We start from the raw sequence: 15,491 nt of genomic DNA on the forward strand, positions 1-15,491 counted from the left end.
AGCTAACCCTGTCTACTTATTGTTTTTTAAGGCTTTTTTATTCACAACTGAAGCATGCCCTTCCCCGTCAAAACTGGAAACGCATCCAGGCGAAATAGACGTTTCCGTTGTTATACGAACCCGGAATGTAGGTCATCTGAAAGGTAGCGGGACCATAGCCTATCGACGCTAAAGGCAACAGTACAGGGATGGGAATATAATTCCAGTTGTCGCGCGCGGTAACGCCTGCGGTAAAGCCCAGTCCCAGACGAAAATTATCGTCTTCCAGCGGTCGCCAGGTTTTTTCCCAGCCATAACCGCCTATGGGTTCCCATTTGTTAAATGAATCTTTAAAGGCCATCATATAGAGGCCATGCCAGTTGCCTTTGTCGTCCCAGCGCGACTGACCAAAACCAACGCCCCACGGCCGCTCGTTATAGCGATCCGTTTTCTCTTTATCGTAGGCAAAGCGCGCATGCCAGGTAATGGCGGGGACATACAAATCATAATGCTCAGGCTGTCGCCACGTTTCTGCGACGTTATCGGTAAACGTGTTAAACCACCCTTTATCCGCCGCAGAGACTGAAGGAATAGCCAGCCATGGCATAACAAGGAGAGCAATAATAAGAAAATACTTTCTGATAATCATCACAACAGCCATACCGTTCAAAAATTCGACCGTGATAATAACAACATTAACCTGAATAAAATCTTAACAAACTATAAACAGAGAATAATCTGAGAAAGTATCGGGTTAACGGCGTTTGATTTAGCACTCAGAACCGTCGCGCTCTCCTTACTAAGTTTTCACAAAAAACACAAAACAAAGCACAACAAACAAAACAATAAAATAACAATAAATTAATACTTATAGCGCTACAGAAAATTCGTATAAGCATATTTCATCTTTAGCGATGACATGAAAAAATAACCGCGCCGTGATTTTAATCAGTAAGGCGCCATCCTTTATTCGGTACATTTTTATACCACTTTTGTGGTTCTTATTTTTACTCTGGGTGTCGATAAGACAGGGGAAACAATGCTAACAGTTATAGAGCTCCTTATCGGAGTCGTCGTTATTGTGGGTGTAGCGCGCTACATCATTAAGGGATATTCCGCCACTGGCGTTTTATTTGTCGGCGGTCTGGTTCTGCTTATTATCAGCGCACTGATGGGGCATAAGGTATTACCTGCCAGCGAAACCAGTACCGGCTATACCGCAACAGATATTGTTGAATACATCAAAATTTTGCTCATGAGTCGCGGCGGCGATCTTGGCATGATGATCATGATGCTGTGCGGCTTTGCCGCTTATATGACGCATATCGGCGCGAATGATATGGTCGTGAAGCTGGCGTCGAAACCTTTACAGTACATAAACTCGCCCTACCTGTTGATGATTGCCGCCTATTTTGTCGCCTGCCTGATGTCGCTGGCCGTCTCTTCCGCGACGGGGCTTGGCGTACTGCTCATGGCTACTCTCTTCCCGGTGATGGTCAACGTCGGCATTAGCCGCGGCGCGGCGGCGGCTATTTGCGCCTCTCCGGCCGCCATCATCCTCTCGCCAACGTCTGGCGATGTGGTTTTAGCCGCAAAAGCGGCGGAGATGCCGTTAATCGATTTCGCGTTCAAAACCACGCTGCCGATTTCCATCGCCGCAATTATCGGTATGGCGATTGCGCACTTTTTCTGGCAACGCTATCTGGATAAAAAAGAGAACATTTCACATGAGATGCTGGACGTTGCGGAGATTACCACCACGGCCCCGGCGTTTTATGCCCTTTTGCCGTTCACGCCCATTATCGGCGTACTGATTTTTGACGGTAAATGGGGGCCGCAGTTGCACATTATTACCATCCTGGTGATCTGTATGCTGCTGGCCGCCGTGCTGGAATTCGTGCGCGGCTTCAACACGCAAAATGTGTTTTCCGGCCTGGAAGTGGCTTATCGCGGCATGGCGGATGCGTTTGCCGGCGTCGTGATGCTGCTGGTCGCGGCGGGCGTTTTCGCCCAGGGGCTGAGCACCATTGGCTTTATCCAAAGTCTGATCTCGATTGCCACTTCTTTTGGCTCCGCCAGCATTATTCTGATGCTGGTATTAGTGATTTTAACCATGCTGGCCGCGATGACCACCGGTTCAGGCAATGCGCCTTTTTACGCCTTTGTTGAGATGATCCCTAAACTGGCGCACTCCTCCGGCATCAACCCAGCCTATTTATCCATCCCAATGCTGCAAGCCTCAAACCTGGGGCGCACGATTTCGCCGGTCTCCGGCGTGGTGGTCGCTGTCGCCGGGATGGCTAAAATATCACCGTTTGAAGTGGTGAAGCGCACGTCCGTTCCGGTCATCGTCGGTCTGTTGATCGTCATTATCGCCACGGAAATTATGGTGCCAGGCGCCTCTTCCGCCGTTACTGGCGGCTGATAGCCGGTAAGCCGGGGCGAGGGAAAACATCGCCCCGGCATCTTAAACCAAGCTTAGCCGCCGTGGTAAATACGCTGCGGCCTGCCCACTTTGCCATGAATAATCTCTGCGACAATCAGGTGCTGACTCGCGCAATATTCCAGGTAACGTCGGGATGTGGTGCGGCTTATCGTTAAGGCCTGCGCAACCGTTTCAGCCGTATGGCGTACGGTTGGATCGGCAAACAGCTTCATCACCGCATTAAGGGTTAAGGCATCAATACCGGTCGGCAAATCCCCTTTCGGTTCGCCGCGCGCATAGGCGTTGAACATTTCATCTATCTGCTTCTGGCTTGCGCTATCCGCGCTCGCCAGCATACGTCTGCGCTGTTGATAGCGGGTCAGCGTCTGTCCCAAACGTTCATAAGCAATAGGTTTGACCAGATAATCAAACGCGCCGCTACGTACCGCTTCCGCTACCGTCTCCATGTCACTGGCGGCGGTCGTAAACACGACGCCGCCGGGATAGCGCGACTGCATTAATTCATGCAGCAGCGTAATCCCCTTCCCATCCGGCAGATAATTATCCAACAGAATTAATCCAGGTTTGAACCGGTCAATCATCATTCTCGCCTGCGCCAGATTGCCCGCCAGCCATATCTGCTTAAAGCCAGGAATATGGCGGATATATTCTGCGTGCATCTCCGCCAGCAGCGTTTCATCCTCAACGATCAATAGGGTTAATGGTTCTGTCATCGTTTTTTTTCACTTTCGGAAGGAATAAAGAAAATAAGGTGCCACAAGGATCATTGTCTTCCAGCGTAATGACCCCGCCACAGCGCCCCACATAACTTGCAATCAGATATAACCCGATACCATGCTCACCGGGTTCGTCGGTTCGGGTACTTACGCCCTGTTCAAAAATTTTTTCCCGCAGCGCTTCAGGAACGCCGCAGCCCTGGTCGGCGACCTCTATCACCACCTCGTCGCCCTCGTCGCTCAGGAAAAGTTCGATGGTATTGTCGCCTTCCTGTGTACGCAAACTCGCTTCAAACGCGTTATCCAGCAGATTCCCGACGATGGCGGCGAACTCCGTGCTATCCAGCCCCTCCGGCAGTTGATGTAGCTGGCTGCCGGGAACAATCACCATCTTGAGCCCCAGTTCACGCGCGCGCTGAACTTTGCCAAACAGCAAACCGGCCACCTGACGATCGGCGAAGGCGCCGCGTAAACTATCAATAAGTTGCTGCTGCGCCTGCGACTCACCCTGCACCATCTCTCTGACCCGATCATACTCCTTCATTTGCAGCAGGCCGTTCAGAGTCGACATCCAGTTCAGGTGCTCATGGCGTAGCGTGCGCAGGCTCTCAACATACTGTTTAATCTGGGTTAGCTGCGCGTTCAACGTCGCGATTTCATCTTTGCTGCGAAAACTAATAATAGCGCCCAGCAACTCCTCGCCGGAACGGATAGCTTCACGATTGGCGATGACGCTCAGGCCATTGAAGTTGGCCATCACGTCCTGGCGTCTTTCTGCGATCTGGCAGGTAAAAAAGTCTGCCGGATTGACGACTTCCGCTATCAGCTTGCCCAGCCACTGACGCCCCGGCGACGGCAGCCCCAACATTTTTCTCGCATTGCGGTTAATCGCGGTGATATGTCCCTCCGGATCAACGGCGATCAGCCCTTCATAAACCGAGCTAAACAACGCCTCCTGCTGGCGTACCACGCGCGCAATCTGTTTCGGCTCCATGCCCAGCATTTGTCGGCGGATATGCGCGGCGAAAAACCAGGAAAGCAGCATTAATACCAACAGCAACAGGACAAAAACCCCCGCCATCGGTAATAAGAAGTCCAGCCGCCAGGAGTCGATTTTACTGACCAGATAGCCAATTGAAACAACGCCGATCACGTTGCCTTCGTTGTCAAAGATAGGCGTTTTGGCGCGCATCGCCATCCCTATTGAGCCCTTACCGGTAATGAAATAACTTTCTCCTCTTTCCAACGCGCCGGGTTTCGTAAACTGCATGGGATAGCCGATTTTTTCCGGATTCGGATGGTAAAGCCGGATCGAGTGGCGATCGCCTATCACCACATAGTCAAAATCCGTCCCGCGCTGCAGTTTATTCGCAATTATCGCCAGGCGTTTATAGTCCCGGTTTTTTACGGCGGCGATAATGCTGTCGTTAGAAGCAATAATTTTTGCCTGATTCATCGCCATATCACGAACATGGGACGCCAGATAATCTTCGAAACTGGCAGACAAATATTGTGCTAACGCTGCCACGATGAAAACAGAAACCACCAGAATGAGCAGAAAAATACGTAACGGAAACGCGAGTTGCCGAAAAAAAGGAAACAGCTTTTTATTTTTCTGATAGGACATTAAGGTTCCTTATGGGTATTTCTCTGCAGATTTATCGCAAATGTAATAAAAATGTTTTGAGCATCTTGAAGCCTATAAAAACCAATCGTTACAGATTCCCCACATTAAATCAATTAAACAACTAAAACCCATCGCCGGAATGGCGATTAAATTAATTAAAAAACTTAAAACCATAAAACACTTAAAAACCATCTAACGCTTTGTGAAATAAATCAAAATTTACCACCAAAATACTCCTTACGATGTATACGTCAGTGAGAAAAAATAAATAACTCGTCATAAAAATACTCCTACTCTGACTGAAAAGAAAAAGTTATCAAGTTGCAACACAGCGCAACATATACAGAAAAGTGGCAACAAGCATATCACCAGGATATTTCTTACTATGTTTGGCAATAATGTATTCACTCGGGTAAAACGCTCTGAAAATAAAAAAATGGCGGAGATCGCTCACTTTCTCAAAGAGAATGATTTAAGCGTCGATACCACTGTAGAGGTGTTTATTACCGTCAGCCGTGATGACCGTCTTATTGCCTGCGGCGGTATTGCTGGAAATATCATTAAATGCGTGGCCATTAGCGAATCAGTACGCGGCGAAGGCTTAGCGTTAACGCTAGCGACGGAATTGATTAATCTCGCCTGGGAACGGCACTGCACCCATCTTTTTATTTATACCAAAACGGAATACGAAGCGCTGTTTAAACAGTGCAGCTTTTCGACGATAGCCAGCGTCCCCGGCGTGATGGTCTTAATGGAAAATAGCGCGACCCGGTTGAAACGGTATGCGGAATCGCTGGCGACATTACGTCACGAGGGAAAGAAAATTGGCTGTATTGTGATGAACGCCAATCCTTTCACGAACGGCCATCGCTATCTGATCCAACAGGCGGCTGCGCAGTGCGACTGGCTGCATCTGTTCCTGGTCAAAGAAGATACGTCACGCTTTCCCTATGAAGACCGACTCGATCTGGTTCTTAAAGGGACCACCGATATCCCGCGCTTAACCGTTCACCGCGGCTCCGAATACATTATTTCTCGGGCGACGTTCCCCTGCTATTTCATTAAAGAGCAGAGCGTTATTAATCACTGTTATACCGAAATCGACCTGAAGATTTTCCGCCAGTATCTGGCGCCCGCGCTTGGCATCACACACCGCTTTGTCGGTACGGAACCATTTTGTACCGTTACCGCCCAGTATAACCTTGATATGCGTTTCTGGCTGGAGACGCCAACGCTTCCCGCCCCACCCATTACGCTGGTGGAAATAGAGCGGCTTTGCTTCCAGGAGACGCCGATATCCGCCTCCTGGGTACGCAAGCTGCTGGTTAAACACGATCTCACGGCTATCGCGCCGCTGGTTCCCGACGCCACCCTGCGCTATTTGCAGGGCATGGTCGAACGCCATCCGGGCAGCGCGGCAGCCCGTCAAAAGTCCCCCGTATTAGCAACAGGTGAAAAATGAAAATAAACCAGCTAGCCGTCGCAGGCACGCTTGAGTCCGGCGATGTGATGATACGCATTGCGCCGCTCGATACGCAGGATATTGACCTGCAAATCAGCAGTAGCGTTGAAAAACAGTTTGGCGAGGCCATTCGCGCCACCATCCTGGAGGTGCTTTCTCGCTACGACGTGCGCGGCGTACAACTGAACGTCGATGATAAAGGCGCTCTGGACTGCATTTTGCGCGCCCGACTGGAAACGCTACTGGCGCGCGCCAGCGGTATTGCCGCTCTGCCCTGGGAGGATCGCCAATGATTTCCGCCTCTCTGCAACAACGTAAAACCCGCACCCGCCGCAGTATGTTATTCGTACCGGGCGCCAACGCGGCGATGGTGAGCAATTCGTTTATCTATCCGGCCGACGCGCTGATGTTCGACCTGGAAGACTCCGTTGCATTACGCGAAAAAGACGCGGCGCGCCGTCTGGTATATCACGCGCTGCAACATCCGCTTTACCGTGACGTCGAAACCATCGTCCGCGTGAATGCGCTGGACTCCGAATGGGGCGTCAACGATCTGGAAGCGGTCGTGCGCGGCGGCGCGGACGTGGTGCGTTTACCGAAAACCGACACCGCGCAGGACGTCATTGATATCGAAAACGAAATTCTGCGCATTGAAAACGCCTGCGGTCGCGAACCGGGCAGTACCGGCCTGTTAGCCGCCGTGGAATCGCCGCTGGGTATTACCCGCGCGGTAGAAATCGCCCACGCCTCTGAACGGTTGATCGGGATTGCGCTGGGCGCGGAAGACTATGTTCGCAACCTGCGCACCGAACGCTCTCCGGAAGGCACCGAACTGCTGTTCGCCCGCTGCTCCATTTTGCAGGCCGCGCGTTCCGCCGGCATTCAGGCCTTCGATACCGTCTATTCCGACGCCAACAACGAAGCCGGTTTCCTGCAAGAAGCCGCCCACATTAAACAGTTGGGCTTTGACGGTAAGTCACTGATCAACCCCCGCCAGATAGAGCTGCTGCACAACCTTTATGCGCCGACGCGTAAAGAGGTCGCCCATGCGCGTCTGGTCGTTGAAGCCGCAGAAGCCGCCGCCCGCGAAGGTCTTGGCGTCGTTTCCCTTAACGGCAAGATGGTCGACAGCCCGGTGATTGAACGCGCCCGTCTGGTGCTCTCCCGTGCAGAACTTTCCGGTATTCGCGAAGAATAAGGCAAAACAATGACGCAGAAAAATGAATCTCAACGCCAGGATCGCGTAGCAGCCTGGAGCCGTCACGCTGAAAGCGAACTGAGCGCTTACCAAAGTGCGGCAAAATTGGATCTACAAGCGCAAAAACCGCGCGACCACAAACTGTGCGCCAGCCTGGAAGAGGCCATCCGCCGTTCCGGTTTACGCGACGGCATGACGCTCTCTTTTCACCACGCGTTTCGCGGCGGCGATCTGACGATTAACCTGGTGATGGAAACCATCGCGAAGATGGGCTTCAAAAACCTGACCCTGGCCTCCAGTTCGCTAAGCGACTGCCATGCGCCGCTGGTTGAACACATTCGTAACGGGGTGGTCAGTCGCATCTATACGTCAGGCTTGCGCGGCCCGCTGGCGGAAGAAATTTCTCGCGGCCTGCTGGCTGAGCCGGTTCAGATTCACTCCCACGGCGGTCGTGTACATCTGGTACAAAGCGGCGAACTCAATATTGATGTTGCGTTTCTTGGCGTGCCCTCCTGCGATGAATTCGGTAATGCTAACGGTTATACCGGCAAGGCCTGCTGCGGTTCACTGGGCTACGCGATGGTGGATGCCGACAGCGCGAAACAGGTCGTAATGCTGACGGAGCAACTGCTGCCGTATCCGCATAACCCGGCAAGCATCGCTCAGGATCAGGTTGATCTGATTGTGCAAATCGAAGAAGTCGGTGATGCAAACAAAATCGGCGCTGGCGCGACCCGCATGACCACTAATCCGCGTGAACTGCTGATCGCCCGCAGCGCGGCGGAAGTCATTGCTCACTCCGGCTACTTCAACGAAGGTTTCTCCCTGCAAACCGGCACTGGCGGCGCATCGCTGGCGGTCACCCGCTTCCTGGAAGACAAAATGCGTAGCCGCAACATTGTGGCTAATTTCGCGCTGGGCGGAATCACCGCCACCATGGTCGACCTGCATGAAAAAGGCTTAATCCGCAAACTGCTTGACGTGCAGAGCTTCGATCGTAACGCTGCGCAATCTTTGGCCCGCAACCCGAACCATATCGAAATCAGCGCTAACCAGTACGCCAACTGGGGCTCTAAAGGCGCTTCCGTCGACCGTCTGGACGTGGTGGTATTGAGCGCGCTGGAAGTAGACACCCACTTCAATGTTAACGTGCTGACCGGCTCCGACGGCGTTCTACGCGGCGCGTCCGGCGGTCACTGCGATACCGCCGTCGCGGCGGCGCTGTCCATCATCGTCGCGCCGCTGGTGCGCGGTCGCATCCCAACGCTGGTTGATAACGTCACCACCTGCGTCACACCAGGCTCCAGCGTTGACATTCTGGTCACCGATCACGGTATCGCCGTCAATCCGGCGCGTCCGGAGCTGGCTGAACGCCTGAAAGCTGCGGGAATGAAAGTGGTATCGATTGAGTGGCTGCGCGAACGCGCGCAACTGCTTACCGGTCAGCCCCGCCCTATCGAATTCACTGACCGCGTGATTGCTGTCGTGCGTTATCGCGACGGTTCAGTGATCGATGTGGTGCATCAGGTGAAGGAATAAGCCATGCGCCTGCTTCCGGAACTCGCCGCCTGTCACAACGTTTCTATTCCTGAGCTGCTCGCCAGCCGGGATGAGAGACAAGCAAGACAGCGCGCCTGGCTAACGCGCCACGCTACTCCGCTGGTCTCCTTTACCGTGGTGGCGCCAGGCCCGATGAAAGACAGCGCGTTAACCCGCCGGATCTTTAATCACGGCGTGACTGCCCTGCACACGCTGGCAGAAGAGTATGGCTGGACCATCCGGGAGCAGGCTGCACTGGCTTCCGCCAGCGGGCCGGAAGGACTGCTGGCGATTGACGCGCCCGCTCAGGCGCTCAAACAGGCGACCATCGCGCTGGAACAGCGTTATCCACTGGGGCGCCTGTGGGATATCGATGTCCTGACGGCGGAAGGCGAAATACTCTCTCGCCGCCATTTCGCGCTTCCCGCTCGCCGCTGTCTGCTGTGCGGGCAAAGCGCGGCTGAATGCGCGCGGGGTAAAACCCACGCGCTGACTGATTTACTGACTCATATGGAGGCGCTGCTGCATGATGCCGATTCCCGCCAACCCGACTAACGCCTCCATTCAGCCTCAGTCGCTGTATGACGCCTGGGCCGATTTGGCCTGGCGCGCCATGCTGACCGAGGTAAATTTATCGCCAAAACCCGGTCTGGTAGACCGACTAAACTGCGGCGCGCACAAAGATATGGCGCTGGCGGATTTTCACCGCAGCGCGGAGGCGATTCGACACTGGCTGCCGCGCTTTATGGAATATGGCGCCAGCTGCACGCGCCTGCCGCCAGAGTCGGTTCTGGCGGGCCTGCGTCCATTGGGGATGGCCTGTGAAGCAGCGATGTTTCGCGCAACGGCGGGCGTCAATACCCATAAAGGCAGCATTTTCTCGCTGGGGTTACTGTGCGCCGCCATTGGCCGCCTGTATCAGCTACGCCAGCCGATCGCCGCAGAAACACTCTGCGCTACCGCCGCCGATTTTTGCCGCGGCCTGACCACGCGCGAACTGCGCCAGAACAACCTACAGCTCACCGCAGGTCAGCGGTTGTATCAGCAACTGGGATTAACCGGCGCGCGCGGCGAAGCGGAAGCAGGCTATCCGCTGGTCATCCGCCACGCGTTGCCGCACTACCGCGCATTGCTGGCGCAGGGGCGCGATCCCGAACTGGCGCTGCTTGATACCTTACTGCTGCTGATGTCGCTTAACGGCGATACCAACGTCGCGTCGCGCGGCGGGGCGGACGGTCTGCGCTGGTTACAGCAGCAGGCGGCTTTCTTATTACATCAGGGCGGCATACGGACGCCTGACGATCTCGTTTATCTCCACCGGTTCGATCAGCAATGCATTGAACGCAATCTCAGCCCAGGCGGTAGCGCCGATCTGCTGATCGTGACCTGGTTTTTAGCGCAAATTTCGCAAGTTAATCATTAACACAATTATAGAAAATATCCTTTCCGGAGAGTCATTTATGTCTTTATCCAAAGATAATATATGGAAGTTGTTGGCCCCATTAGTGGTGATGGGCGTCATGTTGCTAATTCCTGTTCCAGATGGTATGCCGCCGCAGGCCTGGCACTATTTTGCGGTTTTCGTCGCGATGATTGTCGGTATGATCCTGGAGCCGATCCCGGCGACAGCGATCAGTTTTATCGCCGTAACCATTTGCGTTATCGGCAGCAATTACCTGCTATTTGACGCTTCAGAACTGGCCGATCCGGCGTTTAACGCCAGTAAACAGGCGCTGAAATGGGGGCTTGCCGGTTTCTCCAGCACCACGGTCTGGCTGGTTTTCGGCGCGTTTATTTTCGCGCTGGGCTACGAAGTGACCGGGCTGGGGCGCCGCATTGCGCTGTTTTTGGTAAAATTCATGGGTAAACGCACGCTGACGCTCGGCTATGCGATTGTCATTATCGATATTTTGCTGGCGCCATTTACTCCCTCCAATACGGCTCGTACCGGCGGGACTGTCTTCCCGGTCATCAAGAACCTGCCGCCGCTGTTTAAATCGTTTCCAAACGATCCTTCCGCACGCCGCATCGGCGGTTATTTGATGTGGATGATGGTGATCAGTACCAGCCTGAGCTCTTCGATGTTTGTCACTGGCGCGGCGCCAAACGTGTTAGGTCTGGAGTTCGTCAGCAAGATCGCCGGCGTCCAGATTAGCTGGCTGCAGTGGTTTCTCAGCTTTCTGCCGGTAGGGATTATTTTACTGATCGTTGCGCCGTGGCTCTCCTATGTGCTTTATAAACCCGAAGTGACCCACAGTGCGGAAGTCGCAGCCTGGGCTGGCGGCGAGTTAAAAAACATGGGGCGTCTGTCCCGCAAAGAGTGGACGCTGATTGGCCTGGTGCTGCTTAGCTTAGGATTGTGGGTTTTTGGTGGAAAAATCATCAACGCCACTGCCGTGGGTCTGCTGGCCGTCTCGCTGATGCTGGCGTTGCATGTTGTGCCGTGGAAAGACATTACGCGCTACAACAGCGCCTGGAACACCCTGGTGAACCTCGCTACGCTGGTGGTCATGGCCAATGGCTTAACCCGCTCCGGCTTTATTGACTGGTTCGCCAATACCATGAGTACACATCTGGAAGGTTTCTCGCCGGATGCAACCGTCATTGTACTGGTACTGGTGTTCTATTTCGCGCACTACCTGTTCGCCAGCCTTTCCGCTCACACCGCGACCATGCTGCCGGTCATTCTGGCGGTGGGTAAAGGCATTCCGGGCGTTCCGATGGAACAACTGTGTATTCTGCTGGTGCTGTCTATCGGTATCATGGGCTGTCTGACGCCGTATGCCACCGGCCCTGGTGTGATTATCTACGGCTGCGGTTACGTGAAATCCAAAGACTACTGGCGGCTTGGCGCAATCTTTGGCGTTATCTATATCGCGATGCTGTTGCTGGTGGGCTGGCCGATTCTGGCAATGTGGAATTAAACATTACGCCAACGTAGGTTAAAAATGATGCCGTTCAGGTTCACCTGAGCGGCATTTTTTATGATTAAATGGGTAACATTCATAATGTGTATAAATTATCGAATTCACCATGAACACAATATGGCATTACAGCCCGCTGCTGGCTGCCCTCTTAACCCCGATTTTTGCCGCCAACGCCGACGAACTTCAGGCGCAACAGTACGGTGATTTCACTGACTATGTGCTGGCGCTTTCCTGGCAAACCGGTTTTTGTCAAAGCCAGCATGAACGCCGCCATCGGGAGCCCGATGAGTGCCGTCTGCAAAAAGAGCCAGCCAACAAAGCAGACTTTCTGACCGTCCACGGCCTGTGGCCTGGATTACCCAAATCTATCGCCGCACGCGGTGTTGACCAGCGACGCTGGCAGCGCTTTGGTTGTGCGACGCGGCCAATCCCGAATCTGCCTGAAGTCAAGGCCAGCCGGAAATGCTCCGCCCCCGCCCCCGGACTTTCGCCTGACATCGCGGCAGCGCTTAAGGAAGTGATGCCCGGCGCGGGGGGGAATTCCTGTCTGGAGCGCTACGAATATGCCAAACATGGCGCCTGTTTCGGGTTTGATCCCAATGCCTATTTCGGCACCATGATACGGCTGGATAAGGCGATAAAAGACAGCTCGCTGGGGCAGTTTCTGGCGGATAATTACGGCAAAACCGTTAGCCGCGCTGAGTTTGATAGCGTCGTCGCACAAATGTGGGGCCAGGATAATGTCAAAGCCGTTAAAGTAAACTGCCATGGCAACCCCGCCTATTTAACAGAGATTCAGTTTTCACTAAAGGCGTCGATGATTAACGCCCCGCTCTCCTCTGCCTCATTTCAGCCGCAGCCGCATCCCGGCAACTGCGGGAAACAGTTTATTATCGATAAAGCCGGTTATTGACGAAGCAGAGGTTTAAAACCGTAGCCACATTTGAGAACACGCCCGAATGTAGACTAAAATTCACTCAAGGCTATGACGTTTGAGGATTTACCCGAATGTGAACTAAATCACTTCAAAGACGGGGGAAGTCTCAGTATCATCATGAGAGTTAAACCCTCGCCGCCAGACGGTGAGGGTTTTCTTTTGGGACCATTTACCTGCACTACTCGCAGTATCGATGACATGGAGTAAGAAATGTCCAGACCCACTATTATCATTAACGACCTTGACGCCGAACGTATTGATCGTCTTCTGGAACAGCCTGCGTATGCGGATCTGCCGATTGCCGACGCGCTCAACGCCGAACTGGATCGCGCGCAAATGTGTTCGCCACAAGAGATGCCGAACGATGTCGTCACCATGAACAGCCGCGTTAAATTCCGCAATTTGAGCGATGGTGAAACACGCGTGCGGACGCTGGTGTACCCCGCCAATATGACGGACAGCAGTACCCAGCTTTCGGTAATGGCGCCCGTCGGCGCGGCGTTGCTGGGACTGCGCGTCGGCGACACCATTCACTGGGAACTGCCGGGCGGCGCCTCCACCCATCTCGAAGTGCTGGAACTCGAATATCAGCCTGAAGCCGCGGGCGACTTCCTGCGTTAAACCCCATCTGCATAAGCGTTAATGCGTTTACACAGAGGATGCCTACGCATCCTCTTTCCGTTAGCCCTTTCATTTCTGCCTGTTTCAGACAACGCCGCCTGGCATCGGGTTGATTACTCCCGTCGCCTGTTTCTGCGCCGCTTGTGCCGACGTCGCTCCCGGCACCAGGATAACCTTTCGGCACTCTTCTTCACGTTTTTCGAAAATTTCGTAGCCGCGCGCCGCCTCTTCAAACGGCATATAGTGCGTGACAATCTCCTCCGGCTTCAGCAACCCTTTTTCAATAAGCGGTAATAACTCCCCCAGCCACGCGTGAACATGGGTTTGACCCATTTTAAAAGTTAGCCCCTTATCAAAGGCGTCGCCGAATAAAAAGCCGTGAATAAAACCGGCATACACGCCGGGTACGCTGACCACGCCGCCGCGTCTGACCGCCGCGATACATTGTCGCAGCGCTTTGCCGCTACTGCCTTCCAGTTTAAGGTTCGTCAGCACCGTCTCCGTCAAACTGCCTTTCGCTTCAAAGCCTACGGCATCAATTACCGCGTCCACGCCGCGGTGTCCTGCCGTCTGCTCGATGATTTTTTCCGCCGGATCGTTCTCATCATCGAAGTTGATCGGTATCGCGCCATAGCGTTCTTCGGCGAAACGCAAGCGCCAGGCGTGGTGATCAACGACGAAGATCTGCTCCGCGCCCAGCAGGCGCGCACAGGCGATAGTCAGTAATCCTACCGGCCCTGCGCCAAAAACCGCCACGCTGGAACCTTGCTGAATCTGGGCATTTTTTGCCGCCTGCCAGGCGGTAGGCAAAATATCAGAAAGAAACAGCGCTTTATCGTCAGATAACAGCGGCGGCACCTTAAATGGACCAACATTACCTTTTGGCACGCGAACATATTCGGCCTGTCCGCCGGGAACGCCGCCATACAGATGGCTATACCCAAACAGCGCCGCCGGTGGCGGGATCTGTTTTTTATTCATCGCCGCGCCGTGTCCGTCGTTAGTGTTTTCACACGCTGAATATTGCTGTAGCCGACAGAAAAAGCAGTCACCACAGGCAATGACAAACGGGATAACGACCCGATCCCCTTTCCGAATATTCTTTACATCATGTCCGGTTTCCACCACCTCGCCCATAAACTCATGGCCGAAAATATCGCCATGTTTTACCTGTGGGATCTTGCCGCGATAGAGATGCAAATCAGATCCGCAAATCGCGGTGGCGGTAACACGCAAAATGATATCGTCAGGCTGCTCAATGCCGGGATCGGGTACGTTTTCAACCTTTACGTGATGTGGACCGTGATACGTCAATGCTTTCATGCAGCCTCCGGGGTAACGGTGAATGTTGCGTTCGACTATAAAAGGGTAGCTATCCCGGAGAGACTGCCGGCAAAACAGGCGGCTTTAGGATTTTTCCTGGAAAATATACGATTTTTTAGCGCCAGGTTGTCGCAATATTTAAAATTGCCAGACAAATAGCAGAAAGAAACATTATTATATGCTTGAATAAATTCAGTATTGATTAACAGGGAGTAACGGGTATGTATAAGACAATCATTATGCCGGTTGATGTTTTTGAAATGGAACTTAGCGATAAAGCTATTCGCCACGCTGAGTTTCTGGCGCAACAGGATGGCGTCATTCATCTGTTGCATGTACTGCCTGGGTCCGCGAGCATGAGTCTGCACCGTTTTGCCGCCGACGTGCGTCGCTTTGAAGAACATTTACAGCATGAGGCGGAAACGCGTCTGCAAACGATGGTGGGACACTTCAGTATCGATCCTTCACGAATTAAAACACATGTTCGCTTTGGTAGCGTGCGCGATGTCGTCAATGAGATGGGCGAAGAACTGGATGCGGATGTCGTGGTAATCGGTTCGCGTAATCCGTCCATCACGACACACCTGTTGGGGTCTAACGCCTCAAGCGTGGTGCGCCATGCGACGCTGCCGGTATTGGTTGTGCGTTAACTCTGGTGGCTAAAAACTGACACGCCCTGCCAGGTCGCGCCTGGCAGGGCTTTTTATTGCATCATC

The 15,491-nt window shown here is 53.4% G+C and carries 15 protein-coding genes; 11 read left to right on the plus strand and 4 right to left on the minus strand.

Annotation, left to right across the window (positions count from 1 at the left end):
- Positions 1 to 67 precede the first annotated feature (67 nt).
- Positions 68 to 640, minus strand: coding sequence for a lipid IV(A) palmitoyltransferase PagP (gene pagP, locus J4614_RS11035; protein ID WP_001623090.1), 573 nt, complete (start codon positions 638 to 640; stop codon positions 68 to 70).
- Between the two features lie 378 nt (positions 641 to 1,018).
- On the opposite strand from pagP, the gene dcuC reads away from it, so the two are divergent.
- Positions 1,019 to 2,404, plus strand: a complete 1,386-nt coding sequence (gene dcuC / locus J4614_RS11040) for an anaerobic C4-dicarboxylate transporter DcuC (RefSeq protein WP_000958619.1) — start codon at positions 1,019 to 1,021, stop codon at positions 2,402 to 2,404.
- A gap of 53 nt (positions 2,405 to 2,457) precedes the next feature.
- On the opposite strand, the gene dpiA is transcribed toward dcuC, so the two are convergent.
- Both dpiA and dpiB read right to left on the minus strand, forming a co-directional pair.
- On the minus strand, positions 2,458 to 3,138 hold the full coding sequence (gene dpiA, locus J4614_RS11045; RefSeq protein WP_000138778.1) for a two-component response regulator DpiA: 681 nt from the start codon (positions 3,136 to 3,138) through the stop codon (positions 2,458 to 2,460).
- The gene (gene dpiB, locus J4614_RS11050) at positions 3,107 to 4,768 is read right to left on the minus strand and encodes a sensor histidine kinase DpiB (RefSeq protein WP_000121807.1); all 1,662 of its coding nucleotides are present in this window, start codon (positions 4,766 to 4,768) and stop codon (positions 3,107 to 3,109) included. Before dpiB ends, dpiA begins: the two co-directional genes overlap by 32 nt.
- 385 nt (positions 4,769 to 5,153) lie before the next feature.
- Between dpiB and citC the strand changes: the two genes are divergently transcribed.
- From citC to rnk, 9 genes are all read left to right on the plus strand, one after another.
- Positions 5,154 to 6,230, plus strand: coding sequence for a [citrate (pro-3S)-lyase] ligase (citC, locus tag J4614_RS11055; RefSeq protein WP_000467874.1), 1,077 nt, complete (start codon positions 5,154 to 5,156; stop codon positions 6,228 to 6,230).
- Positions 6,227 to 6,523 (plus strand): citrate lyase acyl carrier protein, encoded by a 297-nt coding sequence (gene citD, locus J4614_RS11060; protein WP_000700685.1) that lies wholly within the window; start codon positions 6,227 to 6,229, stop codon positions 6,521 to 6,523. Before citC ends, citD begins: the two co-directional genes overlap by 4 nt.
- The gene (gene citE / locus J4614_RS11065) at positions 6,520 to 7,428 is read left to right on the plus strand and encodes a citrate (pro-3S)-lyase subunit beta (RefSeq protein WP_000622347.1); all 909 of its coding nucleotides are present in this window, start codon (positions 6,520 to 6,522) and stop codon (positions 7,426 to 7,428) included. The genes citD and citE overlap by 4 nt, the downstream gene beginning before the upstream one ends.
- A gap of 9 nt (positions 7,429 to 7,437) precedes the next feature.
- Complete coding sequence (gene citF, locus J4614_RS11070) at positions 7,438 to 8,967, plus strand: citrate lyase subunit alpha (RefSeq protein ID WP_000192323.1); 1,530 nt, start codon at positions 7,438 to 7,440, stop codon at positions 8,965 to 8,967.
- Between the two features lie 3 nt (positions 8,968 to 8,970).
- Positions 8,971 to 9,522, plus strand: coding sequence for a citrate lyase holo-[acyl-carrier protein] synthase (gene citX, locus J4614_RS11075; protein ID WP_001238275.1), 552 nt, complete (start codon positions 8,971 to 8,973; stop codon positions 9,520 to 9,522).
- Positions 9,494 to 10,390, plus strand: coding sequence for a triphosphoribosyl-dephospho-CoA synthase CitG (gene citG, locus J4614_RS11080; RefSeq protein ID WP_000982652.1), 897 nt, complete (start codon positions 9,494 to 9,496; stop codon positions 10,388 to 10,390). The genes citX and citG overlap by 29 nt, the downstream gene beginning before the upstream one ends.
- A 37-nt stretch (positions 10,391 to 10,427) precedes the next feature.
- The gene (gene citT / locus J4614_RS11085) at positions 10,428 to 11,891 is read left to right on the plus strand and encodes a citrate/succinate antiporter CitT (protein ID WP_000059039.1); all 1,464 of its coding nucleotides are present in this window, start codon (positions 10,428 to 10,430) and stop codon (positions 11,889 to 11,891) included.
- Positions 11,892 to 12,000: 109 nt separating this feature from the next.
- Positions 12,001 to 12,807: a ribonuclease I gene (rna, locus tag J4614_RS11090; RefSeq protein WP_001092571.1), complete on the plus strand. Its 807-nt coding sequence runs from the start codon at positions 12,001 to 12,003 to the stop codon at positions 12,805 to 12,807.
- A 234-nt stretch (positions 12,808 to 13,041) separates the two neighbouring features.
- Positions 13,042 to 13,452: a nucleoside diphosphate kinase regulator gene (gene rnk, locus J4614_RS11095; protein WP_000089748.1), complete on the plus strand. Its 411-nt coding sequence runs from the start codon at positions 13,042 to 13,044 to the stop codon at positions 13,450 to 13,452.
- Between the two features lie 84 nt (positions 13,453 to 13,536).
- Here rnk and J4614_RS11100 read toward each other — a convergent pair whose 3' ends face one another.
- The gene (locus J4614_RS11100; protein WP_000646115.1) at positions 13,537 to 14,775 is read right to left on the minus strand and encodes a zinc-dependent alcohol dehydrogenase; all 1,239 of its coding nucleotides are present in this window, start codon (positions 14,773 to 14,775) and stop codon (positions 13,537 to 13,539) included.
- A 221-nt stretch (positions 14,776 to 14,996) separates the two neighbouring features.
- On the opposite strand from J4614_RS11100, the gene uspG reads away from it, so the two are divergent.
- Entirely contained in the window at positions 14,997 to 15,425 is a 429-nt protein-coding gene (uspG, locus tag J4614_RS11105) for a universal stress protein UspG (RefSeq protein WP_000278499.1), read from the plus strand.
- The last annotated feature ends 66 nt before the right edge of the window (positions 15,426 to 15,491 follow it).

Source organism: Salmonella sp. 32031103-2018-00083-FB-01-SM-01 (assembly GCF_017571995.1).
Lineage (GTDB): Bacteria > Pseudomonadota > Gammaproteobacteria > Enterobacterales > Enterobacteriaceae > Salmonella > Salmonella enterica.